Below are 25,457 nucleotides of genomic sequence, written 5' to 3' on the forward strand. Positions count from 1 at the left end.
CTATTCTTACATTCAAATAGGTGATTGTATTTAATGCAATAGAAAATGGATTACTGACCGTAAAATGAGATTCTATTGTATTTTATACAGTAGAATTTTGTGTTTTGGGTGAAAACAGGCCTTTGTTCAACATTCCATTGTACGGAATACATTAGATTCTATTTCGAAGCCCTTTTTACAGCAATCCATTGTACAAAATGCAATTACTATCGCTCCAGCGCCTACAGCATCCGAATGACTGCTGTGAAAATGAGAAGCTATAGTAAATCTGAGCCTGCACTAGTTCGTGGGGTATAACAGAATACCTTTCATTTTCTGTGTAAACTAGAAACGGCTATGCTATCCTCTTAAGGACGCATAGCCGTTTATACTACTATAAGGGCTATATTAATATTTCGGCTGCTTAATGAAGGGGGATAATAGCTTTTGTGCAATGGGACGCAGCCAAAAAGCTAGAATGGTCGTTCCCGTCCATGAGCTGCGCTTATTCTGGAGGTATTGATCGTTGATGATATAAGTCCGGGTCGAAGCGGGACTCTTAAGGCCAAGCTTCTCCCATTCAGCCGGATCATTGGACCCTCCGAGCCTGACAAGCATAGCCTCTGCCGCACGGTCGATTTTGGCCGGTATATGTCTGAAGGCTTCAGTGATCTTCATATGAAATTCATCAATGGGACTCCGGCTGGCGATGCTCTCCAGGTGAATACCTTCGCGGAGATAAGAGACGTAGGCCAGATGGTCTGCCCAGCATTCATCGATATAGAACAGCCGTACCCGCTGCTCCGCAGGGCTCAGCGGCTGCTCGCCCAGCAGAATGCGGAGGCGCTCCGTATAGAGAATCCTCCGCTGGTCCTCGACCATATCGGAATACCCGTTCAACTCGTTATGGATATCGAAGTTCTGGCTCATAACAATCTGCTGAATACTTGCAATCCTGCTGCGGAGCGAAGGTTCTTTGATAGCTTCCTTCTGTCTGAGCGCATGGGCTGGGGTAGGGGAGCTGAAGCGGCGCATGAGATCGTCTTCCAGGCTGACATAGAAGACAGAAGCCCCCGGATCGCCCTGGCGGCCGGAACGTCCACGGAGCTGGTTATCAATCCGCACGCTTTCGTTCACATGGGTGCCGATGACATATAAGCCGCCCAGCCTGGCGACAGCTTCGGCCTGTGCCGGATCGCCGCCGCCGAGCCGGATATCAACCCCGCGTCCCGCCATATTCGTAGAGACGGTTACGGCGCCGAGTTCGCCCGCTTTCGCAATGATTGCGGCTTCCTCGGCGTCGTTCTTCGCATTCAGCACCTGAGCGGGAACACCGGCAGCCGCAAGCTCCGCAGCGAGCATGTCCGATTCCTCAACGCTGGCGGTCCCGATCAGAATAGGACGTCCCTCCTTGTGAACGGAGGAAATATCCTGCACGAGCGCCTGATATTTGGCTTCTTTATGCGTGTAGATCCGGTGCGGGTGATCTACCCGGATATTAGGCTTATTCGGCGGAATCTGCACTACCTGCAGTGCATAGATATCCTTGAATTCGATCGCTGAGGCGCAGGCCGTAGCCGTCATTCCGCAGATTTCCGGATACAGGCTAATGAAGTGCTGAATGGTGATCGTACCGAGAATTTTCCCGCCAGCGGTCCATTTCAGTCCTTCTTTGGCCGTTAGAGCAGCTTGCAAGCCGTCCGGCAAAAAACGGTTCTCAGCCACGCGTCCGGTGTACTCTTCAATCAGTTCGATTCGGCCATCCCGGACAATGTAATCAACATCCTTCGTTAATAAGGTCTCCACATGCAACGCACAATTGAGTGAGGTTAACAGATGACTGTTATGGCTGTCATACAGATTGCCGCATCCCAGCAGAGCTTCCACCTTGGCAGCACCCGCTTCATTCAGGTATACATTACGCTGAAATTCATCATAATCGTAATGCTCCCCAGGCAGCAGTTGACGTGCCAGATCCGCGTACAGCATACCGTCACTGTGGCTTAGCTCAGACTCGCCGCTGATCACAAGCGGCACCCGCGCTTCATCAAGCAGAAGGGAATCGGCTTCATCTACAATGACGTAATGGAAGGGGCGGTGTACTGTAGCAGCCTCAGTGAAGGCAATGGTGTCGCGCAAGTAGTCGAACCCCGCTTCTTTGGCCGTAACATAGGTGATATCGCTCCTGTAGGCCACCCGTTTCTCTGTCAGGCTCATACCCGCTTGAACCGAATCCACCGTTAATCCCAGGAAGCGGTAGACCGGACCCATCCACTGCGCATCCCGCCGGGCTAAATAATCGTTGAAGGTCAGTACATGTACGCCTTTGCCAGTCAAGGCATTCAGATAGGCTGGCATTACGGCTGAGAGGGTTTTGCCCTCACCGGTGTGCTGCTCGATCAGCATTCGCTCGTGCAGAGCGATCCCAGCCATGATCTGGACATCGTAAGGCTGTAATCCGAGTGTTCTTGAGGCAGCCTCACAGACTAATGAATAGGCATCGACAAGCAACTCGTCCAGAGCGATGCCGGATTGGGCAGCACGCTGAAGCCGGAGGGACTCCTCCTGAAGCTTGGTGTCATCCCAATCCTGCAAATCTCGTTTGCGGATTTGCTCCGTTTTGTCGCGGTAGGCTTTAAGCATATTCCGGTTATCGTAATCTCTGAACCGTTGCATGAATCTGGCAGCCATATTCATAGTCATGTTCTCTCCCCGTTCTCCCAACTGCAAATATGAACGTCATCGGGTTACTTTATCTGTATATTATAATTCATAACTGTTTTCGTTTACCAATGTATGGATTATAGGCTACAGAGAAAGCGTCAGCCGGATAGAAAATAGGAGGGAAAGCAGCCTTTAGGCACTCAGTCCGCCGTCTACCGGCAGGATGACCCCAGTTACGAAGGAAGCTTGATCACTAAGTAACCAGGCCGCAGCCTGTGCGATTTCAACGGGCTCAGCCGGACGCCGGAGAGGCGTCTTGGCACTGATCTGCTCGATAATCTCAGGCTCGATGGAGACCCATTGTTGAATCATATCTGTCATCGTTGTGCCGGGGGCAATGGCATTGACCCGAATGCCCGCCGGTCCGTATTCGACGGCAGCCGTTTGCGTAAGGCTGTTAACCCCGCGTTTGGAGGCGCCGTAGGCACCCAAGCCAGGATTGCCCTTTAAGCTGCCGACACTGCTGGTATTGACAATGGCGCCTGATCCGGAGGTCTGCAACATTGCCGTAATCTGGGCTTTCATGCACAGCCAGACTCCTTTAAAGTTTACGGACTGAATCAGGTCGAAATCCTCTTCCTTCTCATCAGCCAATGAGGATACGGTGACTCCGACGCCAGCGTTATTGAAGGCGGCATCAAGCCGGCCATACCGCCTTACTGTGGCGTTGACCGCTTCTTGGGCCCCGCTTGCCTCCGACAGATCGGCTGTGAAATATTCCGCTTGTCCTCCCGTTGCCGTAATCTCATCTCTGAGTGAACGCAGCTCGGATTCTGTCCGTGAGACGAGCATCACCGAGGCACCCTGCACGGCAAACCACTTTGCTGCTGCAGCCCCGATCCCCCGTCCGGCACCCGTAATCATTACCACCTTGTCCTTGAGCAAGGCTTCAGCATATTTTGTCATGTTATTTCTCCTTTTCGTCAGGTATATTGATATCCTTGATCACTTTGAGTATACTTTGGCTATTGTTTTGGGAGGAGAGCCTTCTTTATGGTAGGCTTACGAGTGACAGGATAAGGGGGCTGCTTAGTTGAATGATAGTGAACGCCGTTTAGCCTTGGGGAATTTTCTGCGAAAAGCAAGATCCTCGATCTCGCCGCATGATGTCGGACTGTCTGCCGGCGGCCGCCGCCGGACACAAGGGTTACGCCGCGAAGAAGTTGCTCAACTCGCCAGTATAGGTCTTTCATGGTACACGCGGCTTGAGCAGGGGCGAGATATCAGTCCTTCAGCGGGTGTGCTGGAGAGTCTGGCTTCGGCCCTTAAGCTAACCCCTAATGAGCGCCGGCATCTTTTTCTGCTGTCAGGAGAGTCACTGCCGCCTCAACTGGCTGCTGCTGAAGAGAAGATCAGCCCGTCTGTCCAGTTGATGCTGGATGAATTTAATCCGAATCCTGCTTATGTCATCGGGAGGAGGTATGATTTTCTGGCCTGGAATGCAGCGGCGGAAGCTGTATTTACGATTAGCCGGCTGTCACCGCCGCATGATTACAATCTGATGTGGCGCCAGTTCACTGACCCAGTCTGGAGGGAGGGTTCAGAGGATTGGGAAACTGTCTCTCAGAGAATTGTAGCGGAGTTTCAGACATCAAGAGCCCGCTATCTGGAGGATGTTTCATTTAGCCATTTAATTGCTGACCTTAAGAAGGTAAGCGCCGATTTCGCCAGGATGTGGCAGGGGCATGAGGCGCCGGGCAGCCTTGACGGCTACAAGAAGCTGCATCATCCTGAGCTTGGAGTGCTGGAGTTTGAACATATTACGCTCCAGTTCCCCAATGACCCGGACCAGCGGATTATGTTATATTTGCCGGATACGGCAACGAAGGCCCGTTTGGAGCAGAATTTGCTGTAAAGTCCAAGCAAACAAGTGGAAACGGCTTTGCCGTCCTTTTAAAGGACGGTACCGTTTCAGCGAGAAATAGAAGGATAATTTATCGTGTGCAACATGTAAATTCTTATATTTTAAAACAAGCGACCCTACAGAAGGCGGACAGCCCCCGGAGGATCGCTTATTTATGTTAACAATATTTTTGGGCCCGTAAGACTTAGCCCTTAACCCCGCCGACAACCATCCCTTTGACGAAATACTTCTGCAGGAACGGATAGACGATGATGATCGGCACACTGGCCACAATGGTCATCGTAGCACGGATCGAGGTCGGTGTAACGGTCGCTTTATTGCCTTGCGCGTTCGCAAAGGCATCGGCTGCCGAGGAGCTGGACATCGCGGTGTTGGATGTTGACAGCATCTTCATCAGCTCGTATTGCAGTGTACTCAGGCTTGGCGTGGAGGAGTTGTACAGGAAGACGTCAAACCAGGAATTCCACTGATAGACTGCTACGAACAGGGAGACGGTGGCCAGCGCCGGAACGGTCAGCGGAAGCACAATGCGCGAGAAGGTGATGAAGTCGCCTGCGCCGTCGATTTTGGCCGATTCCATCAGTCCCTCAGGCAGTGCCTCAATGAAGGAGCGGATGACGATCATATTGAACACGCCGATGATGCCCGGAATGATATAGACCCAGAAGCTATTCAGCATGTTCAGCTCTTTGATCAGCAGGTAGCCCGGAATCAGACCGCCGCTGAAGTACATGGTGAAGATAAAAGTGATGGATACAAACTTTCTCAGCTTATATTCCGGACGGCTTACCGTATAGGCCAGCATCGCTGTACAGAATACGGAGACCACAGTGCCGATGACCGTCCGTGCTGCGGAGACAAACGTTGCAAAAAAGACATCGGATTCGCTGAACACATACTCAAAGTTGCGCAGTGTCCATTCCCGCGGCCAGATATAAATGTCTCCCCGCACCGAGTCATTCGCATCGTTGAAGGATAAGGCGAACATATTCAGGAACGGGTAAAGGGTGACAATCACTAACAGAATCATGAAGATAACATTGCATACATCGAAGATGCGGTCGCCTAATGAAGAATGGCGGTATGCGTTGGAGCTTGCTTTAGCTTTGGCCATTACATGTGTCCTCCTTTCTAGTACAATCTGCTCTCGCCCATACGTTTGGCGATATTATTGGCTGCGATCAAGAAGATGAAGCTGACCACCGTTTTGAACATACCCGCTGCGGTGGCGAGTCCGAAGTTATTCATCTGCATCCCGTATTTCAGTACGAAGATATCCAGATTCTCCGAGTAGTCGAGGTTCATCCCGTTCCCCAGCAGATACTGCGCCTCGAACCCGGATTCCAAGATATGACCGAGGTTCATGATCAGGATCAGGACAATGACCGGCTTGATGCCCGGCAGGGTAATATAGAACATTCTTTGCAGACGGGAGGCCCCGTCAATCTCAGCCGCTTCATATTGGGACGGGTCGATGGAGGTGATGGCTGCCAGATAGATGATCGTGTTCCAGCCGACATTCTTCCAGACCTCCGTAACCCCGAGTATTCCCCAGAAGTACTTGCCTTCGCCCAGCCACAGAATTGGATGATCAATAAGCTGCGCTTTGATCAGCAGCACATTGATGATCCCTTCCGGTGCCAGTGCCATTTGTACGATATTGGCCGCTACGACCCAGGAAATGAAGTAAGGCAGGTAGCTGATCGTCTGCACCGTGCGTTTGAAGAGGACATTGCGCAGCTCATTCAGCAGCAGGGCCAGCACGATCGCTGTAACGAATCCGAGAACCAGGTTAATTGAGCTCATGACGAGCGTATTGCGGAGCACACGGTAGAACTGCTGTTCCTGGAACAGGAACTTGAAGTTATCAAGTCCAACCCACTTCTGGTCGAACAGATCCTTAGCCGGTTTGAATTTCTGAAAAGCAATCGTCCATCCCCACAGAGGGAGGTATTTGAAGATGATTACCCAGATAAGGAAGGGCAATGACATCAGCATAAGCATTTTCTGTTTAGACAACTCTTTAAAAAAGGTTTTGAAGCGCGAGGTGCCAGTATTTGATTTCGTTAACTGCACAGCGGTTTTCCCCACCTGTACCGTCCCCTTTCCAAGCTCTATATTCTCTCTTTGCTAACAAGTGTAGAAGGGAAAAGTGAAGGCAGGCTTCACTTTTCCCGGTTCATCATGCTGCATCTGGGAAGCGGAGGCTTACCATTTGCCGTCGACGCGGTCCTTGATCTTGTTAGTCATGAATTCTTCGTAGCCCTTAGCATCGAGCTTGTTGAATTCGGCCAGGTATTCATTCCAGACCGTTTCGAATTGTCCGGGAGCGGCAAGCACCATACGAGGATAGTACTTCTGCTGCAAATCGCCGGCTCTCTGGCTGAAGAGCTGCTCAGGGGAGCCCGGTTCTTTCTCAATACTCCAGGCAGGATACCATGGACGCTCTACCGGCTCGGCATAGAAGTCGGAGAAGGTCTTCAGGTTGTATTTCTCCAGCAGGGTTTTGTCGCCCTCTGTGTAGTTGATAGCTGCAACTTCCGGCTGGTTGAACGGAACGTGGGCGTTGCCGTCATCATATACGGAGTTGTCGCCGTAACGCGGCCACTCATAATCGAAATAAGCGAAGCCGAATTTACGTTTGAAATCATTGTCGTTGCGGTTGGCCAGCTGTTCTTCGCTCATAATCATACGGCCTTCAGCGTTCTTAGAGTAGGTTTCGCCTTCAATGCCCCACTGTACAAGCTTCTGGTTCTCATCGGTCAGCAGGTTGTCGAAATATTTAATGATACGGACCGGATCTTTCGCGCTGACGGAGATACCCAGTCCGCGGTTGTTCACGAAGGACGGAGGATCAACATAAGCATCTTTAATGCTCTCGTCATACACGATAGGAAGGGCAACGTAACGCAGGTCGTCATTACCGGCGGATTTCAGGTTGTTAGTGGCATCAGTGACCTGCCAGGAATAGTTGACATACCCGAGCACACGGCCGGAGGTCAGCTTGGCCAGATACTGGTCTTTGTTCGCAGTGAACGTCTCAGGGTCAATCAGGCCCTTGCCGTTCATTTCATTCAGCTTGGCCAGCCAGCGCTTCTCTGTGTCCGTTCCCTGATACAGCTTGGCTTCATGGCTGTCCATATCGACCAGCACGGCGCCTTCATTCGGATAACCGGCCAGGTGCATTGGCTGGTTGGTGATCGTGTAGAATTCTCCTGGTGTGCCGGCGAAGGTGACGAAGCCGATGGTATCCTTACCATCTACCTTAGGGTACTTAGCCTGGTATTTCTCAATCAGCTCAAAGTACTGATCAAGCGTTTTCACTTCAGGGTAACCGAATTCCTTGAGGACGCGTCTCTGCATCCAGAAGGTGCTGCTAGGGTCTGGCGGCGACAAGTATCCGTTTACATTTGCAGTGAAGGGAAGGATATAGATATTGCCGTCTTCATTGGTAATTTTATTCATGTAGTCGCCGTAGACACGCTTGATGTTAGGGCCATATTTTTCAATCAGATCATTCAGCGGAATGTATGCACCGGCATCGAGCAGCTTGGCCAGCTCGCCGACTGGAGAGATGACATCAGGATAGTCGCCTCCGGCAATCATAACACCGGACTTGGTGCTTCCATCGCCAACCACGAATTCCATCTTCCAGTCTACACCGGTCTGCTCCTGAAGCTTCTTGCCGATGGTGGTATCACTGGCCATGGTATCCTTGTTGGACCCGAAGCCGAAATAAGTGAACGTTACCGGTTCAGTGCTTACCTCGCCGTCGTTGCCGCTGGCGCTGTTCTTGTTCCCGTTGTTGCCGCCCGAGCAGCCGGCAATGAGGAGGGCCGAAGCCATAACAGCGGCCAGGCCGGTCTGCAGCCATTTTTTTGTACGCATTGAATATCCCCTTTCTTGTGTGTGTGCCTGAAAACAATTTCATTATAAAAGAAAGCGTTTAACTTTGTTACAGGGCAAACCTTAGATCAGTCTTTGAATAATTAAGGTTCACCCTATATTTATTTATTTTTCAAAGGCAGCCGCAGCATAATGCGCGTTCCTGCGCCGGGTTCGCTTGTGATCGTGAAGGAAAAGGATTCACCGTACATGATTCTCAGCCGCGTAATGACGTTCTTTATGCCGATGGAGTCGCCCATCGCTGAAGTATCCTCGAAATAGTCCTGAAGCTCACGGATTTTGTCCGGCTCCATCCCCACACCGTTATCCGTAATGACGAAGAGAATCTGGCCGTTCTCCTGGGCAATCTGAATGTTGATATATCCGATCCCGGCAATATTCTCAATACCGTGAATGCTGGCGTTCTCCACGAAGGGAAGGAAGGTCATCTTCGGAAGCTCAATGTTCAGCAGGGATTGATCTACCTCGATGTGGTAGTCCAGCTTGCTGTCGAAACGGTATTTCTGAATCTCCAGGAAGCTCTCGATTAGCTCCAGCTCCTCGCGGATGGTCACGAAGCTGCTTTTCCAGAGAATGGACTTGCGGAAGATCTTCGCCATGTTCTGAATCGTCCGCGCTGTCTGGGTCTCGCCCTTCATCATGCTGCGCATCCGGATCGTCTCCAGCGCATTGAACAGGAAGTGGGGATTAATCTGGCTGTGCAGCGCATGAAGCTGGGCCTGCCGCTGCCGCAGCTCCAGCTCCTTCTTCTGGATCTCCGCCACATACACATCGTTGATCAGATTCTCGATCCGCTTGCTCATCCGGTTGAACTCCACGGTCAGCTCGCCGATCTCATCGCGCTCCAGATGGTAGGGGATCAGCCCGAAGTTTTTGTCCTTCACCGACTTCATGTGCTTCAGTATGTTTTTGATCCGTGAATGAATCGAGCGGGACATGATCACAATTACGAGGGTAGGCACAAGGAAGTTAATCCCGGCGAACCACAGGATGAATTGTCCCGACCGCCGGACATCCGAGAGAATCAGCGCTTCATCAAGCACTCCGTAGATGGACCAGCCGCCCAGATAACGATTGTTCTGGTACATCTTGTCGATGACAATGGCCTGCTTGGGCTTGGGAATCTCGTTGGGGGTCAAGATGCGGCCTGCTGCAACCAGCTCACTGGGCTGGCCGCCGGAGAGGCGTCCGAAGCGTGCCTGACCGGAAGGGTCAAGCAGATAGATGTCGCCGCTGAAGCTGGACAACTCCAGAATCTGACGGATGTAGTTCATGTTCAGGTCGATTTTGAGAATATGCTCATAGGTCTCGACCCGGCGGTCGGTGAGCCGCTGAATGACGCTGATGCTGTCGGGCGTCACATAGAGATGAGGGTGGGTATTGCTGTACTTACTGATCTGGTTATACCAGTCCTGCTTCCGCATTTCATCCTCCAGCCTAATAATATGGGACGAGGCCAGCACACTCGGGTTATCGGTCATAATAACGGAGGAGCTCAGCACCTTGTTCTCTTTGTCGGTACGGTTGAACAAATTGGAAATGGCACTGAGCGATTCCACATATAGATTCGATGAGGTATAGGTCGTATTCAGGTGCTCAATCAGCTGCCGGTCAATGGAATAGAGGTAGGACATCCCTGCCGCATCCTCAATGACCGTTCTCAGCTCGGCTTGCAGCAGATTCATCGCCTGCTCGGCATCCGCCGTCTTCTGGTTCTTGATATTGGCAGTGGTAACCTGGTAGAACATCACATTGGTCAGGATGATCGGGATGAACACGCATACAATGTAAATGACGATCAGCTTGCTTCTGAGCTTCATATGATTCAGGCGAAAGTTGAACAAGGGAAGCAGCCTCCTTATTTGCTGTCGATCATCAGGTTGCGGTAATCGGTGGGCGTCATGTTCTCCAGCTTCTCAAACTGGGTGGCGAAATAATCGGCGTTCTGGAAACCAACCTGCTCAGCGATCTCATACATCCGTTTCTTGGTCTGGCGCAGCAGCCGCTTCGCTTCCTCAATCCGCAGGGTCAGCAGGTATTCATTGAAATAGACGCCGTAGGTTTTGCGGAACAGCTGTCCAAGATAGACCGCATTCATGTCAAAATCCGCTGCAATCCCCTTAAGATAGATGTTCTCCCGGTAATGACCGTCAATGTATTTTTTGATCCGTTCAATGCTGCCTTCGCTCTTGCCGCTGCGCTTCTCTGCGATATATCCGGCGGCCTCGCCGATGAACTCCCGGAATACCTGCTTGAGCTGGTTCAGATTCCGGTATTTGAGCTGCCAGTTGAGGAGTTCATTCACCCAGCGCAGAGAATTCTCATCGCCCTCCAGCTGGCGGATAATATTGATGATGGCAATCATGCTGCGGCGGATCGTGTTGGTCACGGCCCCGGGAGCGAAATGCCGCTGCTGGAACATGGTGAAAATCTCGTCAACGGTCGAACTGTAGCCCTTCACATCATTAGCTTCAACCTCATAGATCAGCCTGCTGTGCAGGCCTTCATCAATATCGAAATAATACAGAGGCATTGACAGCAGCTCGTCAGCCATATAAATGCCGGTGAGCGCGGCCGCGAACCGGTAATTGAGACATTTCTCCGCGCTGGCGCCCGACAGGCGGATCTCCTTCAGCTGGCTGGCCTTATGGCCGATGAACAAGGCAATGGTTGTTCCAAGCTCCCGCTCCAGCGTCTCCAGCAGATAGCTGTAGTTGTCGCGTTCCGCCGCACTCCGCTTCTCCATCCACACCTCAGGCACAATGAGGCCATATTGGTTGTTGGCACGGACATGCACCGGGAGCGTCTGCACCGCCTGACGGAAATAACGCTGCAGCGAGGTCTGGAGCAGGGGCATATAATCCTTCTCGCCATGCGGCTGCCCGTCCTGCATCTCTGCAATGATATACGTATAGGCAGAGGAGAGCGGCAGCTCCAGGGCATAGCTGATCCGGTCCATCACCTGGTCATCAGGCTCTGTCTGCAGCAGGCTCTCAATCACCGTCTCCACAAGAGGCTTCTCCCTGGTGATGGAGAGGAGCTGCTGCTGGTTCAGAGTCTGGGCGATCTTCTTCAGCGCCGCAGTCAACTCCTGCTCGTCAACCGGCTTGAGGATATAATCCGAGACATTATGGCGGAAGGCCTGCTGGGCATAAGAGAAATCAGCGTATCCGCTCAAAATAATAAAGACCGGCTGATGCTCAAGCTCCGTCTTCACTCTGCCGATCAGCTCCAGGCCGTCCAGCACGGGCATACGGATATCGACAATGACTAGCTCCGGCGTTAATTGCTCGATCAGCGTAAGTGCCTGCTCTCCGTTCTCGGCCTCGCCGCAAATTTCAAATTCCAGCGAGCACTCATTCATGATGCGGATCAGGCCTTTGCGCACAAAGATTTCATCGTCTACAATAAGCACTTTGTACAATATAATTCCTCCTTTGGGATAATATAGATTAATTAGAGCCGTTTCATCCTCGCTCCAGCGGCGGTGAGACCATTATAAGCTAATTCCCTGACAGAATTCGAGTTGAAACGACTTTTTGTTCTCGTTTCTGATGGTGTCCATGATTGGATATGAAGCAATTATGAAGCTGATTATGTATTGTTTAAGCACAAAATAACCCCACAAAGTGGGGCTTTAGCGTAGGTGATGACTCAGATACTTTGCGGGGACCCCAAAACATATAAATTCTATCAAAAAAGCCTGCATCATCAGACGCAGGCTCTTCGCTATTGCAATGTCTATTCACACTCCTGCTGCTTATTTCTCATCTTGCCGAAGATGCGGAGGCAGCGGGTGCTGATGCTGGATCACATCGGCGGCGCGGGTCTGAACATTCTGCAGCGCCGCCGAATATTCATCCGTCCACATGTCTCCTCTGGCCAGCCGTTCCTTTAATTCCTGGGTCAGGGCTTCCGCCACAAGATTAACGACTTTAGTAGTGCTGCCATTGGCGGCTGCCAGATCAGCCAGGGACTGTCCACTCTCCAGGCTTGCAGCAAGTTCACTTGTGCTTAATCCCAGAAGCGAGGCCAGCTCTGAACGGTCCATACCGTCCAGACCCGGGCCGAGCGGCGGAAGACCGGCCGGCTCTGCTCCCGGAACCGGCGGCTGCGGCCGGGTCTGGCTGATCCAGGCGGCCGCACGGTTTGCGGCTTCGTTCAGCCGTTCTTGATAGACGCTCTCCGTGATGCGGCCGTCCGCATACTCCTGGCTGAGCCGGGTCTTAAGTCCGCTTGCGGCCAGCTGGACCAGCTTCTGCGGGTCTACCTGCTGGGCCTGGGCAACTGCGCCGAGAGAGCTGCCGGCTTCAAGGGCGCTGCGCAGCTCATCGGCTGACAGGCCAAGCGTGCTGAGCAGTTCGGTGCTGTCGATGCCGCCGGGTCCGGGTCCGATGCCTGCAGGACCTGGCGGCGGGCTCAGCGGCTCAGCGTCCGCAGGCGGCAGCCCCGCTTCCGGCGCAGGAAGCAGCGGGGCCGGAGTGCTGCTGTAGGTGGCAGACTGGACCGTCGGCACGCTGGAGGCCGGAGTGGAGGTGGCAGCGAAGGCAGTCAGTCCGCCTGTGCTTAAGGCGAGTGCTGCTGTCAGAGTGCCTGTAAGCAGCTTGTTTGCTTTTGAAGTAAACAGATTGCGTGTTGAACTCATATCAGAATCATCCTTTCCCGCTGGGGGTAATGTATAACCTGCCACTTACTCTATACGCTTTGGGTGAAAAGACGGAGAAATGCACAAAGCTGTTTTTTCACCTGATTTTCACCGGAATGTGGTATCTTGAAGTATTGGGAGTGTTGTGGACAGGCATCTGATGACAAGGAAGAGGAGGGAAGGCTGCTTGAAGATCTTACTCGCGGAGGATGACACCCGGCTGGGTGAATTGATCGTACATATGCTTAAGAAAAAAGCGGGATATACCGTAGAATGGGCCACATCCGGGGAAGAGGCATACGATCTGGCCAGTGTCTCCGCTTATGATGTGCTGGTGCTGGACTGGATGCTGCCGGAGCGGGATGGCCGGGAGGTGTGCCGCCAGCTTCGCGGGGACGGATATGCAGGAGCGATCCTGATGTTAACGGCCAGAGATTCGCTGGAGGACCGGATTCGCGGTCTGGATGCGGGCGCAGATGATTATCTGGTGAAGCCGTTTGAGATTGACGAGCTGCTGGCGCGGCTCCGGGCCTTGGGCAGACGGACCTTCCTCCCGCTGGAGAATGATACATGCAGGATCGGGGAGCTGGTGCTGGACCGGAACAGCCACCGGATTGTGGCAGGGGAGCAGGAGGTGCAGCTCACGCCCAGAGAGTATCAGCTTCTGGATCTGCTGCTGAAGAATGAGGGAACGGTGCTGGCGCGCGAGGTGATTCTGGACCGGATCTGGGGAATGGAGTCCGAGGTTACGCTCAAGACGATCGATGCTACCGTCAAGCTGCTCCGCAAGAAGCTGGCCCTTCTGGACGAAGAGCAGCAGTATATCCACAGCATACGGGGAGTGGGGTATTCCTTTGAAGGCTAAAGACTTCCGCCCCGGCGGCGGACGCTCCGGCAATGATCTGTTCGGGCGCACCCAGAAGCGCCTTACCCTGCGCTACAGTGCGGTTATGAGCGTGTTCCTGCTGCTGTCCTTCCTGATTATCTACCTGCTCCTGCATCTCCTGATCTGGAATAACCAGAAGGAGCGGCTGAATCTGCTGCTGGATGCCGAAGTGAAGCAGCTTCAAGGGCCAATGTACGAAGAGCTGCTGCAAGGGCTGTATCAGGGGCCCGGGAATCAAGCCTTTACGCTTAGTGCGGATCAGGCCTTCTATGTGATTCTGGATGCCGGAGGCGGCCTCTTGGGCAGCGGCGAGCTTCAGCCGGGACTGAAGGAGCAGGTGCTGAGGCTGGCGGATGCCCGGGCGAAGGGGGGAGAGAGCGGGCTTGCTGTAGTGGAGCTGGAGCAGGGGCCGGATCTGCTGCACAAGGCGGATGATCCGAGGAGCCGGCCGCTGTCTGCGTATCTGGCCGGCAGCCGGACCTTCGAGCGGGGCGGCCAGCCTGCGGGCATCCTCTATGCCGGCAAGGACGTAACCTTCCAGCAGCAGCTATTCCGCTGGCTGCTCGGGGTGCTGGCCGCCATTGCCGCGGCATTCATCCTGCTGGCCGCCGTCTTCAGCCGGGTGATGTCGCGGCAGGCGATGGTGCCGGTCCGCAAGGCGTATGACCGGCAGAAACACTTCACGGCCGACGCCTCGCATGAGCTGCGTACGCCGCTGAGCGTGATGCTGTCCTCCATTGAGACGCTGAAGCTGGAGGACAGCATCAATGAACAGCCGTTCACCCGCCATGTGGTGGACGGGATGCATTCGGAGGTCCAGCGGATGATCGCGCTGACCCGGGACCTGCTCCTGCTGGCCCGCAGTGACGCCGGGCTGCTGGAGCTGAATCCCCGGCGCTTCGACCTTGCGCCGGTTGCGGCTGCTACGCTCTCCGGCCTGAGCGTGCTGGCCGAAGCGAAGCAGCTCCGGCTGGAGCTTGACGCTCCGGCGGAGCTGCCGGTGAAGCAGGATCAGGAGAAGCTGGTGCAGCTCATGGTCATTCTGCTGGAGAATGCCATCAAGTTCACGCCTGCGGGCGGACTTGTCATTCTGCGGGCCGCCCTCCTGCAGAAGAGCAGCGGCACGTGGCTGCTGCTGGAGGTGCAGGATACCGGCGTGGGCATCCCGGCCGAAGACCTGGGCCGGATCTTCGAGCGGTTCTACCGCCCCGACCAGTCGCGGTCGCGGGAGGGCGGAGGCCATGGGCTGGGCCTGGCGATCGCCAGGGAGCTTGTGGACGCGCTTGGCGGCAGCATACGCGCGGAGAACAGCCCCGGCGGGGGCAGCGTGTTCCGGGTTGAGCTGCGGAGCTGAAACGGTAGGTATGCGAAAAGAGCACACAATGGGGGGCGGTGAAAGTGTGTGGGCCTAATGTAATCGGAAAACCGAACACAATCCGCCAGAACGGGGTGCGCGGACCAAATGTAATCGGAAAACCGATCACAATCCGCCAGAGCGGGGTGCGCGGGCCAAATGTGTGTGGAAAACCGAACAGAATGCGCCAGAACGGGGTGCGCGGGCCAAATGTAATCGGAAAACCGAATACAATGCGCCAGAGCGGGGTGTGCAGACCAAATGTAATCAGAAAACCGAATACAATGCGCCAGAGCGGGGTGTGCAGACCAAATTGTGTGTGGAAAACCGAATACAATGCGCCAGAGCGGGGTGCGCGGACCAAATGTTTGTGGAAAACCGAACACAATGCGCCAGAATGGGGTGCGCGGACCAAATGTAATCGAAAAACAGGCATGACAAGGCAGAGGCCTTGTCACCCCCAGGAATGAAAATAAGTGGTTGGCATCCGTCGCATCCATTCTAAATGAGGCTGTAGTCGTCAACACTTACATATACAAATCAAAGGGCGGAAACGGTTACTGGGACCCACCCCGTTCGAAAAACCGTTCTATTGCGCTTTTCGAGCATCGCCTATTGTAGCCCCCAAAAGTACGTGTATTAAATTACACTCACTCGAGCGCATGATTTGTAAACTGACGATGGAGGATGGTAGGAATGGATGCTGTACGTATGTGTTGCGCCGGTCTGGACGTGCATCAGGAAACCGTTGTAGCCTGCGTGTTAAAAGGACCGATCGAACAGAAACCCCAATATCACCTGAAAACGTTTGGGACGACAACCAAAGAATTGCTCGGCCTGCAAGATTGGCTGAGTGAACACGGCTGCCGGGAAGTGGTGATGGAGAGCACCGGCGTGTTATGGAAACCGGTATGGAACATCTTAGAGGGCAGTTGTGACCTCGTCCTGGCCAACGCCCGGCGGGTAAAGAATACGTCGGGTCGAAAAACGGACATGCAAGACGCGCGCTGGTTAGCGCAATTGCACCGTTGCGGGCTCATTGAAGGCAGTATGGTGCCCGAACAGGACATCCGGGATTTGCGGGATTTGACTCGTTACCGGAGTAAGATGGTGCAGGCGGTGACGGCGGAGAAAAACCGCATTCACAAAATCCTGCAGGATGCCAACATCAAACTAACCACCTTTATGTCCGATCTCTATGGGGTTACGGGACGGGGCCTGCTCCAGAAGATCATGGACGGCGAGGTCGTGGACGAAGTGACCGTTAAAAACCTGGTCAAAACCCGTTTAAAAAAGAAAGTTCCGCAGCTACTCGACGCGCTCAATGGCAAGTTGCGCCGTCATCATCGGGAGATGATTCGAGACCACTGGGACCACTTGGTCTATTTGGAGAAAAGAATCACGGAACTGGAAGCGCGAATCGAGGCGAAGGCAGAACCGTACCTGGAGGTGATTGAACAAATTGACTCCATTCCAGGAATTGAGCGGACGTCTGCTGTGACCATTTTTGCCGAAGTGGGGCCGCATGTCGCGGAAATGTTCCCGAGTGATGCGCAGTTCGCTTCATGGGCGGGAGTGTGTCCAGGGAACAACGAAAGTGCGGGAAAGCGAAGAAAGTCAAAAACGATGCAAGGGAACAAGCATCTGAAAGGTGCGTTGTGTCAGGCGGCTTGGGCGAACGCTCGCTCCTCGAACCGGATCGGCCAATTCTTTCGACGAATCCGGAAGAGACGAGGAGATAAAAAAGCAAACGTCGCCACGGCGCATTTGCTGATTCGAATCCTCCATGCCCTGATGCGGGAGAAGAGGTCATACCAAGAAATAGACGTCTCACTAGGCGATGAGACGTCCAAGAAAAACAGGTTGGATCGGTACGTTCAATATATCCAGCAGTTAGGATATAGCGTGCAACTAAATCCTACCCCATAGTCTTCCCTTTTTCAAAAAAACGAAACGTTTTTTGGGGGCGGTGGGTCTTTTTTTGTCAAAACCCAGTCTGCGGCGCGTTTTCCGGTACTTTTATTTTCGTATTAAACCGAACACATATCAACTTGTGGCCAACCTATTATACTCCTATCCTGCCGTATATGGGAGCATCTATCCGAACATCTGCGAACCTGGCTGCTGAGTCAGTCTCTTCTACGCTCAGCGCGGCTCACCCTATGTAAGCCCGGCTGCCCCGCGTTGGGTGAGCCGGGTCTTTCCCGTATAATAGTAAACGTTACGCCGGAAGTCACATTAGAGAATTAATCCCGGCGTATGAACTCTAGGCATCAGGAAGGGAATGAAGAAACGTTGACTTATACGAAACTGTTGGAACGTAAAGGCGAAATTCTCAAGAGAACCGTGGAAACCTGGATCATGAAAGAGAACCGTGACGGACTGGACCGTCAGGAAGCCCACATCTACAGGAATATGGTCAAGGAGCTTCATCAGAACGAGCAGGAGCTCAATGTGGCCCGTGTGGAAGAACTGGATAATAGCTCAGATTCGGACACAATTGGAGCGGATTCCGCTAAGCGTGAGCTTATATCACAAGGGGTATGAAACCAGAATACTAACTAATATAATGGAAAAAGCCGCCCGGAATTCGCATTAGCGAAGCGGGCGGCTTTTCGCTGAGCATAAACTTCAGGTCAAGGCAGCTTGATCCGGTAACAGCGGGCGGTAGCCACCTCTGTGCCTTTGGTCGTAGCGAAGGTATAGTGGTCGCTGAAGGCGTAACGAATTCCGCCCCGAGTCACCCAATTCCCGCTCACAGCTGCGATTTTGCCGTGGGAGATGGCATGTTCAACCGTCAGTGCAGTGAGCTCCGGAACAGAAGCTGATCCTTCAAGAACGGCAGACAACGGGGAACGTTCGCCGCCAACAAGTTCTACAGCAGCATCATCTGTGAGCAGATGAGTTAATGTCTTGGTATCTCCAGTGATAAGAGCGACGGCTAAATCTTCAGCCAGCTTGTTCTTCGGTGAATTGCCGCACATGCCGCTTAATTGTATTTCCATGCTTCTGTGTCTCCTTTGACAGTATCAGAATGGTTGGCCTACAGCCTCACAACCCGCCGGTACACCAGGCAATCCAGCAGATCCTCCCACGCAAGCTCGCTCTCATAAGGGTCGCGGAAAGCGGTAGCGGTCGGCAGATATCCCAGAGCGGGACCATGTCCGCCGTGCAGATTACAGCCGCCGTCGCCGCCTTTGCCGGTGATACCGTCCGGTGTGAGCACCAGCTCCTTCTTGTAAGGGTCGCCCGGGAAGCACAGGCCGAACCCATTCGGCAGCTCCAGCGGATACGGAGCCTCAGCATTAGCCTCCCCTGAACCGGGTACATGCCTCAAGCGCATGGACGCATCAATCTCGTCACCCCACGGAAACAGCGTCCGGGTGCCTGCGCCGTACAGATACTCCCATTCATCCTCAGTCGGCAGGGCGAAGCCCTCCGGCACTTCTGTATCGCACCATTCCTCGAAGGTCTCGCTGTCGTCGAACAGGAATACGGTAATCTCTTCACCGTCCCGCTCCAGCCGGAAATACTGTGAGAACTCATGGCTATTGTGCGGCCCCTGACGGAACTCCTCGATGGCTTCAAGCACATCCTCATCCTCTTCCGGGTCCAGCCGCTCCAGCGGACATTCGTACCAGCCTGCCGAAATCGGCGAGCGCTGAACGAGCAGCGCTCCGATCACAGCCTCGCGGACGGGAGACATCTTGGCATACATATGTATCTCTGACCGGCCCAGGGTGACCGTATCACCCGGTACGTACACGTATTCACTGCCTTCATGTATGAAGACACCCGTCTCTATGGACTGGCCGTACCGTTCGAACCTCTCCAGCCGCAGCCATTTGAAGCCTGCGGGCAGCCGTTCAAGTAACTCCTGCATCGCGGATTGTTTCTCTTCTATCGTTAATTGCCCCCATGCGGCGCGGTTCCATGCTTCCATGTCATACTCTCCTCCCGGGAATTGGCACTGTCAGCCTGTTTACTGTCATTGTAATGGACAGCCCGGGTGACTGGCAAACCCGCGAGGTGCTGTAGACAGCTACTTCGTTCCCAGGAAGCTGTCTACCACAAATTGAAGCTGGGCTTCCAGCGAGATCGGATCGCTGAACACGAAGCCACGGCTATTCTCGCGGTAGACATGATGATTGCGGACTGCGGGAAGGCTGTCCCAGAGCTTGCCTTCGAAGATCCACGCGGCATTCTCTTCACCCGTCCACCCGCTGATAAAGATATAGTCCCCGGCATATTCCGGCAACAGCTCAAGAGATAATTTGGCCCAGCCTTGGCCGCTGTCTATAGCTTCCTTCTGGATAATCGGCGGAGCCTTAAGTCCGAATTCGCCGTAGATAATGTCACCGCCCCGGCCAAAGCTGCCGTAAGCATAGAACTCCTTGGCACTTCCAGCGTCAAAAATGGATACCGTGCGGTCACCCACAGCCTGCTTCACAAGCGGCTTGTATTTGGCGATTTGAGCATCCCACTGTTCGATCCAGGCTTTGGCCTGTTCTTCACGGCCGGTCATGGTCCCGAAGTCCATCAATTGCTCCCGAAAAGGAATTCCGTAGTCAACAGCGACAGTAGGGGCAATCTGGGTCAGCTTCTCGATCGCAGCCGGGTCATTCCACACCACAATTAAATCCGGCTGCAGCTCAATAATCTGCTCATAGGGGATGTCATTCCCCAGATTGACCACATCATCCAGCTTACCTTCTGTATAGTTGTTGAAGGACTCATCTCCGGTCGCGACAGGCTTTATCCCCAGCGCCAGCAGATGCCCGGTAAAGGCTCCGGCTACCATGACGATTCTTTGCGGATTTTTGGGAATCTGTATATCACCGTTAACCGCTTTGAAGGTTATGGTTCCGGAACTGCCGTTTGTATTCTTTGCCGCTGCATTGGCGGTATTGCTGCTAGTGCTTACCTTCGGGCCTGGTGTAACGTTGCTTGCTCCGCCTTGCGTATTCGCAGGCCTTGCGCAGGCGCTTAGCAGGAGCGTCAGGCACAGCAATAATGCAACTCCTACTGGTAATTTGCTCTTGTACATCGGCAAAACTCCTTTTTCACTGTATTGATAATGATTATCATCTCTGTTATCAATATAGTGACGAAGCCTGCGCGGAGCAATGGACGATCCGAGCCTAATGATAGGACGATAAGAACCGTTTGCCTTGCGCAACGAATTATTTCTGAATTCTCCGGGTGGAACTCCAGCCGTCTTCTTGAACAATCGGATGAAGTAGGATACATCCGTGTACCCGACGCTGCGTGCAATTTCCTGCATGGATAGGTCTGTCTGCTGCAGTAAGGCTCCCGCCCGGTTCATCCTGATGCGGATGAAGTAATCAATGATGCTTGTCCCGGTCTCGCGGCGGAAATGCTTGGACAGGTAAGGAGCGCTGTAGTTAAAAATACGTGCCAGTGAATCCCGCGTGACCGGCTCCGCATAATGCAGCTCCATATAACGGATCAGCTGGGAGATCAGATCCGGTCTAACCGGACTGACCTGCTGCTGATCCATCTGCTGAAGCAGCTCATAGACAAACTGATAGAATAATGCTTTGACATGCAGCTGCTCCAGCCGTTCCTGCACCAGCCATTCCTCCAGCATTTGCTCAGCTAACTGGTAGAGAGTTGCCGGATGAAGCGGAACGAATCCGAACTGCAGGCTGAAGGGGAGATTCCCCTCTGCATTCCCCCGTTCGTATGGCCTTACGGACAGCGCCATGCTTGCTTTATATAGAATAAGATAGTAGTGGAAGGGATGCTCCGTAAGGCGGATGTCCAGACAGGTACCCTTACCCCCGTGAAGCAGATAGTAAGGCTTGGCAGCATGCTCAGCTCCGTCCAGGATCACAGATGCACTGCCATGAGTAACGTATAGATAAGCGCTGGAAGGGAACAGATAGGGTCTGATCTCATCACCGTGCTGTATACGGATATGACGGATATCCATCACTTGGATCGAAGCATGATTCCAGATCAGAATGTGTTCTTGTATATTTATAGTTTTGGCCAATGAGGATTCCCTCCTTTCCGAAGGACGCCAGATTGATAGTATCCGCTATTCCAGCTTGAACTGCCGCAGCTCCTCCTCCAGCTTCAGGGAGATCTGGCTCAGCTCCCGGGACAATTCCGCGACTTGTTCAATACTGCCAAGCTGCTCTTGTGTATTGGCGCTGACCTCTTCGGTGGAGGCGGAATTCTCCTCGGTGGTGGAGGAGATGACCTCAATCGCCTGCAGAATCTCATCCTTATGCTTATGGACAATTGAAGTGTTGCTGCTGATCTGGAGCATCCGTGTCTTTAGCTCCTCCAGGTCACTGTTCAAGCTGAAGAAGACCTGCTTGGCATTCTCTACAGATTTGGCATTCTCCTCCGCAATCGTAAGACCCAAAGTTGTATGTTCTACGGACAGGCTTGTTTTTTCCTCAATGGCGCTGACCTTCTTGTAGATTTCTTCGGTAGCCCGGGCGGTCTGCTCGGCAAGCTTGCGTACCTCCCCGGCCACCACGGCGAAGCCCCTGCCTTGTTCACCAGCCCGGGCAGCTTCGATGGAAGCATTGAGGGCGAGCAGGTTGGTTTGGGTGGCAATTTGATTCACTGTGCCGACGATGCCCGAAATCTCATGACGGCTCAGATCAATATCCTCAATGAGCGCTGACATCGCCTGTGTCGATCTGTGATTGTCCTCTGCGGCTTTGGAGAGCTGCTCCACCAACGAAAGACCAGAGCTGCTGAGCTGTGCAGAGGTCTGTACCATCGTTCCTACAGCCTGCGCGTCACTGGTAATCTGGTCAATTTGATTGGACAAAGCACCGGTTTTGTGGAGAATGCTCTCCGATTCTTCCGACTGGTAGTTGGTGGCATTGGCAATTTCATTGATGGCCGTGGCGGTCTCGTTCATGGTGACGGCGGTTTTAGCAGAAATGGCTTGCAGGTTGCCCGAGGACTGGGTCAGAATCTGAGCCGTATTATGGATGACCTGAATCATGCCTTGAATCTTCTGGACCATGTTGGCCATTCCCCCGGCGATCTGCCCGATTTCGTTGCCGGAAGGTTCAGGGAGCTGAACGGTCAAATCCCCGTCTTCAATCCGCTTCATGGCAGCCAGCAGTCTGGGAATGGAGCGCAACAGATAACGCAGCGTGATATAACAGATGAATACCAGGAGAAGGGCGGCAACGGCAAAGCCGGCGATGGTTGTCCGGGTGAAGGAGGTCAGCTCGCTAAGCGCCTCTTGCCGGGTAATGGTTAAGCCCACAGACCATCCGGTATCCATACTGGTAGCATAGCCGATGTAGCGGGGCTCGCCGTTATCATTGATCAGCGTTACGCCGGATTCGCCGTTGATCATTTTTTGGCCGATCATACCGAAGTCTCCGGGAAGCTCTGTAATTTTGGCTTGCAGCACCTTGGTTTGATCCGGGTGGTAGAGAATATCGCCTGCGCGGGTGGCCAGAACGGAGAAGCCTGTGCTGCCCAGGGAATAGCTCTGCATGATATCCGGGATATCATTGAAGGCAATATCTGCGGCAATGAGGCCGATCATCTGGTTGCTGTCATTCATAATCGGATAGAAAATCCCCATCAGCATAGTGCCATTATTGACATCGGCATAAGGCTCGGAATAATAGAGGCCATTGGCTTCAGAGACGGGTTTGAAATAGGGGCGGGAGCGGATATCGAAGTCCGGCTTGGAGGTCAGACCGTCATGCTGGAGGAAGTAGCCCTTCCCCGACAAACCGGCCACCCAGGCATCGGCAAAAGAGGGCTCCGCCTTCACAATCGCCGCCAGTGCGGCAAGTGCTTCTGCGGCGTGGGGGGAGGTGGTGATTTGATCTGGGGTGGTGCTTTCGATATATTTTTGAAAAATCGAGTTGGTGGACATTTGTTTGACCAGTGAGCCCTTTTCCTTGAATAACGCATCGAATTGGCTGACGATCCCTTGTGTCTTGGTCATCAGAAGTGACTCTTGCTGGTCGACAAGAATAGCTCTGGTGCTGGAATAGAAGAAGGTACCCAGAGTCGAGAAGACGACAAGAATAATGACAAGCAGTACAAGGGCCAATGTGTTGGCAATGCTGGTTGAACGGACTGGCCGTTTTAATTTTGGCTGTGACATAGGTCATCTCCCGGATATGTATTAGAGCGAAAGCTCTTAGGTAATATGTCGGAATCCGGAAGATATTCTTGTAGAGTTAACCCAGTTAAATTTCACAAAAAAACCGGCTGGAAGAAGGCTCCAAGCCGGTGATCGTCTATAAACGCGTGCTGATTAGAGTATAGGACACCCGCCGCAATAGTCATGATCCGTTCTGAGCTTATAGGCCAGACAGCAGGTGGCTTTGACGGATATCAGCTCATGCGGTAGCTCGGGGTCCCTCCGGAATTTGGGGGTAATACAGAACGGATTGCGGCGAAGGCCGAATACCTCCGGCTTCAGTTTCCAGTGCGCAGCTTGGAATTGTCCGATGACCTGATTGCGGTGGCAAGCACTGCGGGCGGCAAGGGCATCCTCCTCCATAAAAGTATATAATTGATTATAGATCTGCTTCCACAGCATCACAGCTGAGGTCTGTGAAGCCTCGGCAAGCGCAGCAATAATCGGTCTCATATCATTCCTGTAGAACCTCCCAAGCTCGTCGGATATGTCTTTTTCATTCCCGCTCTGCTCAGAGATGCTCTCCCGCTGATTATGAATAGGGAAGGCGAACTCAGGGTACCCCTCCGTGCGAATGAGCTGCACAGACATGTTATTGAGACACAAAGACTGAGCCAGCGGGTCAGCGGCTGTTAGCAGTGCGTATTTGGCTCCGCAGATTCCGGCAATCCAGCTGCACAGGATGGCTGCGGCAATTCGTTTATCCTCTGTCCCGAGCATGGAAGCATACGCGGTAAGCAACTGCTCAGCTTGTGCAGGTATACATAATTCAGTCAGCGGTAGAGTAATCACTGCGTTTTCAATAGCTGCGGGAGGAATGAAGAAACGTTCAGCTCCATGGAGCTTGCCAGTGCCGCTCATCCTGAACCCCCCTTATTTAGATTTCCCTTCGAAGACTTGAAGCACCGCATCCACCGCATAGCTGTTAGCCATAGGAGACATGCCCAGGTTGAACCAGTCCTTGCCGGCCATCGTGTAGACCTGATTTTTTTGGACCGCAGTCATGTTCTTCCATAAGGGACTATTCAGCAGATCCTCATAGGTCTGCTTAACCGCAGCATCATCCTCATTATTCAATTGAAGGAAGATGTGATCGGGATTATACTCCGGCAGCTTCTCCAGTGAGATCGATAACGAAGAATCGGTGTCCGGGAAATTCGGGATCTTCTCCAGCCCAAGCGTAGTGTGAAGGAATTTTCCGCGGTCAATCTGGTCCCCGTAGAGAATGAAGCTGTCCTTCATCACCATCATGTACATCACCGTTTCGCTTCCGGCCAGATCATCCAGCTTCTGTTTCGCTTCCGCTTCCTTGGCCTCCAGATCCTGAATCACCTTCTCTGCAAGCTCCGTCTTGCCGAGTACCCCGGCGATGTCCTTCAGCTCCTCGCGCCAGTCATCGCGCTGCGGGAGCAGAACCGTCGGAGCGATCCCCGACAATTGTTCATAATCCTTAGCCGACCACCATGTAGGGGCGAGGATCAGATCAGGATTGGCAGAGAGGATCATTTCGAAATTCGGGGTCTGGGCGATGCCCATCTTCAGCGTATCCTTGAACGGCTCCTCCAGATAGGTCGGGAGCTCCTCCTGATAGTTCTGCACGGCAACCGGGGTAACGCCCAAAGCCTGCAGGAACTCCGGGTAGACCACGGACAGCCCGATTACTCTGGCCGGACGGGCAGGGATTGTGATCTCGCCTTTTTCACTGTTTACTACCCGTACATCTGCTGTATCGCCTGCTGTGACCTGGGCCTGTCCGCTACAAGCGGTTATCACCAATGTCAATACAACCGCCATGCAGAACGCCATTCCTTGTCTCACCTGTCGCATAACTTCTATAACCTCCTGAACCTCTTGAGTCTCGATACCTGCAGTCTCACCTGAGAGTGAGAATCAATATCACTGTTAGGAGTATAAAACAATATGCCTGATTCGCCT

Annotated in this window: 19 protein-coding genes; 5 read left to right on the forward strand and 14 right to left on the reverse strand. The window is 53.2% G+C overall.

The window, feature by feature from the left end; genetic code table 11:
• Positions 1-387: 387 nt before the first annotated feature.
• The gene (locus MHI24_RS30190) at positions 388-2,676 is read right to left on the reverse strand and encodes a DEAD/DEAH box helicase (protein ID WP_340026842.1); all 2,289 of its coding nucleotides are present in this window, start codon (positions 2,674-2,676) and stop codon (positions 388-390) included.
• 159 nt (positions 2,677-2,835) lie between these two features.
• Positions 2,836-3,609: a glucose 1-dehydrogenase gene (locus tag MHI24_RS30195; protein ID WP_340023242.1), complete on the reverse strand. Its 774-nt coding sequence runs from the start codon at positions 3,607-3,609 to the stop codon at positions 2,836-2,838.
• A gap of 127 nt (positions 3,610-3,736) precedes the next feature.
• Here MHI24_RS30195 and MHI24_RS30200 point away from each other — a divergent pair, with 127 nt between their 5' ends.
• Positions 3,737-4,558, forward strand: a complete 822-nt coding sequence (locus MHI24_RS30200; protein ID WP_340023243.1) for a helix-turn-helix transcriptional regulator — start codon at positions 3,737-3,739, stop codon at positions 4,556-4,558.
• Between the two features lie 193 nt (positions 4,559-4,751).
• Here MHI24_RS30200 and MHI24_RS30205 read toward each other — a convergent pair whose 3' ends face one another.
• From MHI24_RS30205 to MHI24_RS30230, 6 genes are all read right to left on the reverse strand, one after another.
• Positions 4,752-5,681 (reverse strand): carbohydrate ABC transporter permease, encoded by a 930-nt coding sequence (locus MHI24_RS30205; protein ID WP_340023244.1) that lies wholly within the window; start codon positions 5,679-5,681, stop codon positions 4,752-4,754.
• A gap of 17 nt (positions 5,682-5,698) precedes the next feature.
• Entirely contained in the window at positions 5,699-6,658 is a 960-nt protein-coding gene (locus MHI24_RS30210; RefSeq protein ID WP_340023245.1) for an ABC transporter permease subunit, read from the reverse strand.
• A gap of 117 nt (positions 6,659-6,775) precedes the next feature.
• Positions 6,776-8,455: an ABC transporter substrate-binding protein gene (locus MHI24_RS30215; protein WP_340023246.1), complete on the reverse strand. Its 1,680-nt coding sequence runs from the start codon at positions 8,453-8,455 to the stop codon at positions 6,776-6,778.
• 119 nt (positions 8,456-8,574) lie between these two features.
• A complete protein-coding gene (locus MHI24_RS30220) occupies positions 8,575-10,317 on the reverse strand; it encodes a sensor histidine kinase (protein WP_340023247.1) in 1,743 nt (580 codons plus the stop codon).
• A gap of 14 nt (positions 10,318-10,331) precedes the next feature.
• Entirely contained in the window at positions 10,332-11,888 is a 1,557-nt protein-coding gene (locus tag MHI24_RS30225) for a response regulator (protein ID WP_340026843.1), read from the reverse strand.
• Between the two features lie 345 nt (positions 11,889-12,233).
• Positions 12,234-13,118, reverse strand: coding sequence for a hypothetical protein (locus tag MHI24_RS30230; RefSeq protein WP_340023248.1), 885 nt, complete (start codon positions 13,116-13,118; stop codon positions 12,234-12,236).
• Positions 13,119-13,305: 187 nt separating this feature from the next.
• On the opposite strand from MHI24_RS30230, the gene MHI24_RS30235 reads away from it, so the two are divergent.
• From MHI24_RS30235 to MHI24_RS30250, 4 genes are all read left to right on the forward strand, one after another.
• Positions 13,306-13,983: a response regulator transcription factor gene (locus MHI24_RS30235; RefSeq protein WP_340023249.1), complete on the forward strand. Its 678-nt coding sequence runs from the start codon at positions 13,306-13,308 to the stop codon at positions 13,981-13,983.
• Positions 13,973-15,358, forward strand: coding sequence for an ATP-binding protein (locus MHI24_RS30240; RefSeq protein ID WP_340023250.1), 1,386 nt, complete (start codon positions 13,973-13,975; stop codon positions 15,356-15,358). Before MHI24_RS30235 ends, MHI24_RS30240 begins: the two co-directional genes overlap by 11 nt.
• A gap of 696 nt (positions 15,359-16,054) precedes the next feature.
• The gene (locus tag MHI24_RS30245; protein ID WP_340020827.1) at positions 16,055-17,287 is read left to right on the forward strand and encodes an IS110 family transposase; all 1,233 of its coding nucleotides are present in this window, start codon (positions 16,055-16,057) and stop codon (positions 17,285-17,287) included.
• Between the two features lie 432 nt (positions 17,288-17,719).
• The gene (locus tag MHI24_RS30250) at positions 17,720-17,905 is read left to right on the forward strand and encodes a hypothetical protein (RefSeq protein WP_340023251.1); all 186 of its coding nucleotides are present in this window, start codon (positions 17,720-17,722) and stop codon (positions 17,903-17,905) included.
• A gap of 89 nt (positions 17,906-17,994) precedes the next feature.
• Here MHI24_RS30250 and MHI24_RS30255 read toward each other — a convergent pair whose 3' ends face one another.
• The 6 genes from MHI24_RS30255 to MHI24_RS30280 form a co-directional block, all read right to left on the reverse strand.
• Entirely contained in the window at positions 17,995-18,363 is a 369-nt protein-coding gene (locus MHI24_RS30255; RefSeq protein ID WP_340023252.1) for a nuclear transport factor 2 family protein, read from the reverse strand.
• Positions 18,364-18,401: 38 nt separating this feature from the next.
• Complete coding sequence (locus MHI24_RS30260) at positions 18,402-19,301, reverse strand: SUMF1/EgtB/PvdO family nonheme iron enzyme (RefSeq protein WP_340023253.1); 900 nt, start codon at positions 19,299-19,301, stop codon at positions 18,402-18,404.
• A 99-nt stretch (positions 19,302-19,400) separates the two neighbouring features.
• Positions 19,401-21,377, reverse strand: a complete 1,977-nt coding sequence (locus tag MHI24_RS30265) for an AraC family transcriptional regulator (protein ID WP_340023254.1) — start codon at positions 21,375-21,377, stop codon at positions 19,401-19,403.
• Between the two features lie 45 nt (positions 21,378-21,422).
• The gene (locus MHI24_RS30270) at positions 21,423-23,483 is read right to left on the reverse strand and encodes a methyl-accepting chemotaxis protein (RefSeq protein WP_340023255.1); all 2,061 of its coding nucleotides are present in this window, start codon (positions 23,481-23,483) and stop codon (positions 21,423-21,425) included.
• 153 nt (positions 23,484-23,636) lie between these two features.
• Positions 23,637-24,383: a hypothetical protein gene (locus tag MHI24_RS30275; protein ID WP_340023256.1), complete on the reverse strand. Its 747-nt coding sequence runs from the start codon at positions 24,381-24,383 to the stop codon at positions 23,637-23,639.
• Positions 24,384-24,395: 12 nt separating this feature from the next.
• Positions 24,396-25,349, reverse strand: a complete 954-nt coding sequence (locus MHI24_RS30280; RefSeq protein ID WP_340023257.1) for an ABC transporter substrate-binding protein — start codon at positions 25,347-25,349, stop codon at positions 24,396-24,398.
• Between the last annotated feature and the right edge of the window lie 108 nt (positions 25,350-25,457).

Origin of the sequence: Paenibacillus sp. FSL K6-1096 (assembly GCF_037977055.1) — a bacterium.
Taxonomy (GTDB): Bacteria; Bacillota; Bacilli; order Paenibacillales; family Paenibacillaceae; genus Paenibacillus_AQ.

What these genes read in the sequence shown, in the direction of transcription:
- MHI24_RS30190 (WP_340026842.1), bottom strand. Translation starts at nt 2,676, where the DNA reads ATGAATATGGCTGCCAGATTCATGCAACGGTTCAGAGATTACGATAAC.
- MHI24_RS30195 (WP_340023242.1), bottom strand. Translation starts at nt 3,609, where the DNA reads ATGACAAAATATGCTGAAGCCTTGCTCAAGGACAAGGTGGTAATGATT.
- MHI24_RS30205 (WP_340023244.1), bottom strand. Translation starts at nt 5,681, where the DNA reads ATGGCCAAAGCTAAAGCAAGCTCCAACGCATACCGCCATTCTTCATTA.
- MHI24_RS30215 (WP_340023246.1), bottom strand. Translation starts at nt 8,455, where the DNA reads ATGCGTACAAAAAAATGGCTGCAGACCGGCCTGGCCGCTGTTATGGCT.
- MHI24_RS30230 (WP_340023248.1), bottom strand. Translation starts at nt 13,118, where the DNA reads ATGAGTTCAACACGCAATCTGTTTACTTCAAAAGCAAACAAGCTGCTT.
- MHI24_RS30245 (WP_340020827.1), top strand. Translation starts at nt 16,055, where the DNA reads ATGGATGCTGTACGTATGTGTTGCGCCGGTCTGGACGTGCATCAGGAA.
- MHI24_RS30250 (WP_340023251.1), top strand. Translation starts at nt 17,720, where the DNA reads ATGAAAGAGAACCGTGACGGACTGGACCGTCAGGAAGCCCACATCTAC.
- MHI24_RS30255 (WP_340023252.1), bottom strand. Translation starts at nt 18,363, where the DNA reads ATGGAAATACAATTAAGCGGCATGTGCGGCAATTCACCGAAGAACAAG.
- MHI24_RS30260 (WP_340023253.1), bottom strand. Translation starts at nt 19,301, where the DNA reads ATGGAAGCATGGAACCGCGCCGCATGGGGGCAATTAACGATAGAAGAG.
- MHI24_RS30270 (WP_340023255.1), bottom strand. Translation starts at nt 23,483, where the DNA reads ATGTCACAGCCAAAATTAAAACGGCCAGTCCGTTCAACCAGCATTGCC.
- MHI24_RS30275 (WP_340023256.1), bottom strand. Translation starts at nt 24,383, where the DNA reads ATGAGCGGCACTGGCAAGCTCCATGGAGCTGAACGTTTCTTCATTCCT.
- MHI24_RS30280 (WP_340023257.1), bottom strand. Translation starts at nt 25,349, where the DNA reads ATGCGACAGGTGAGACAAGGAATGGCGTTCTGCATGGCGGTTGTATTG.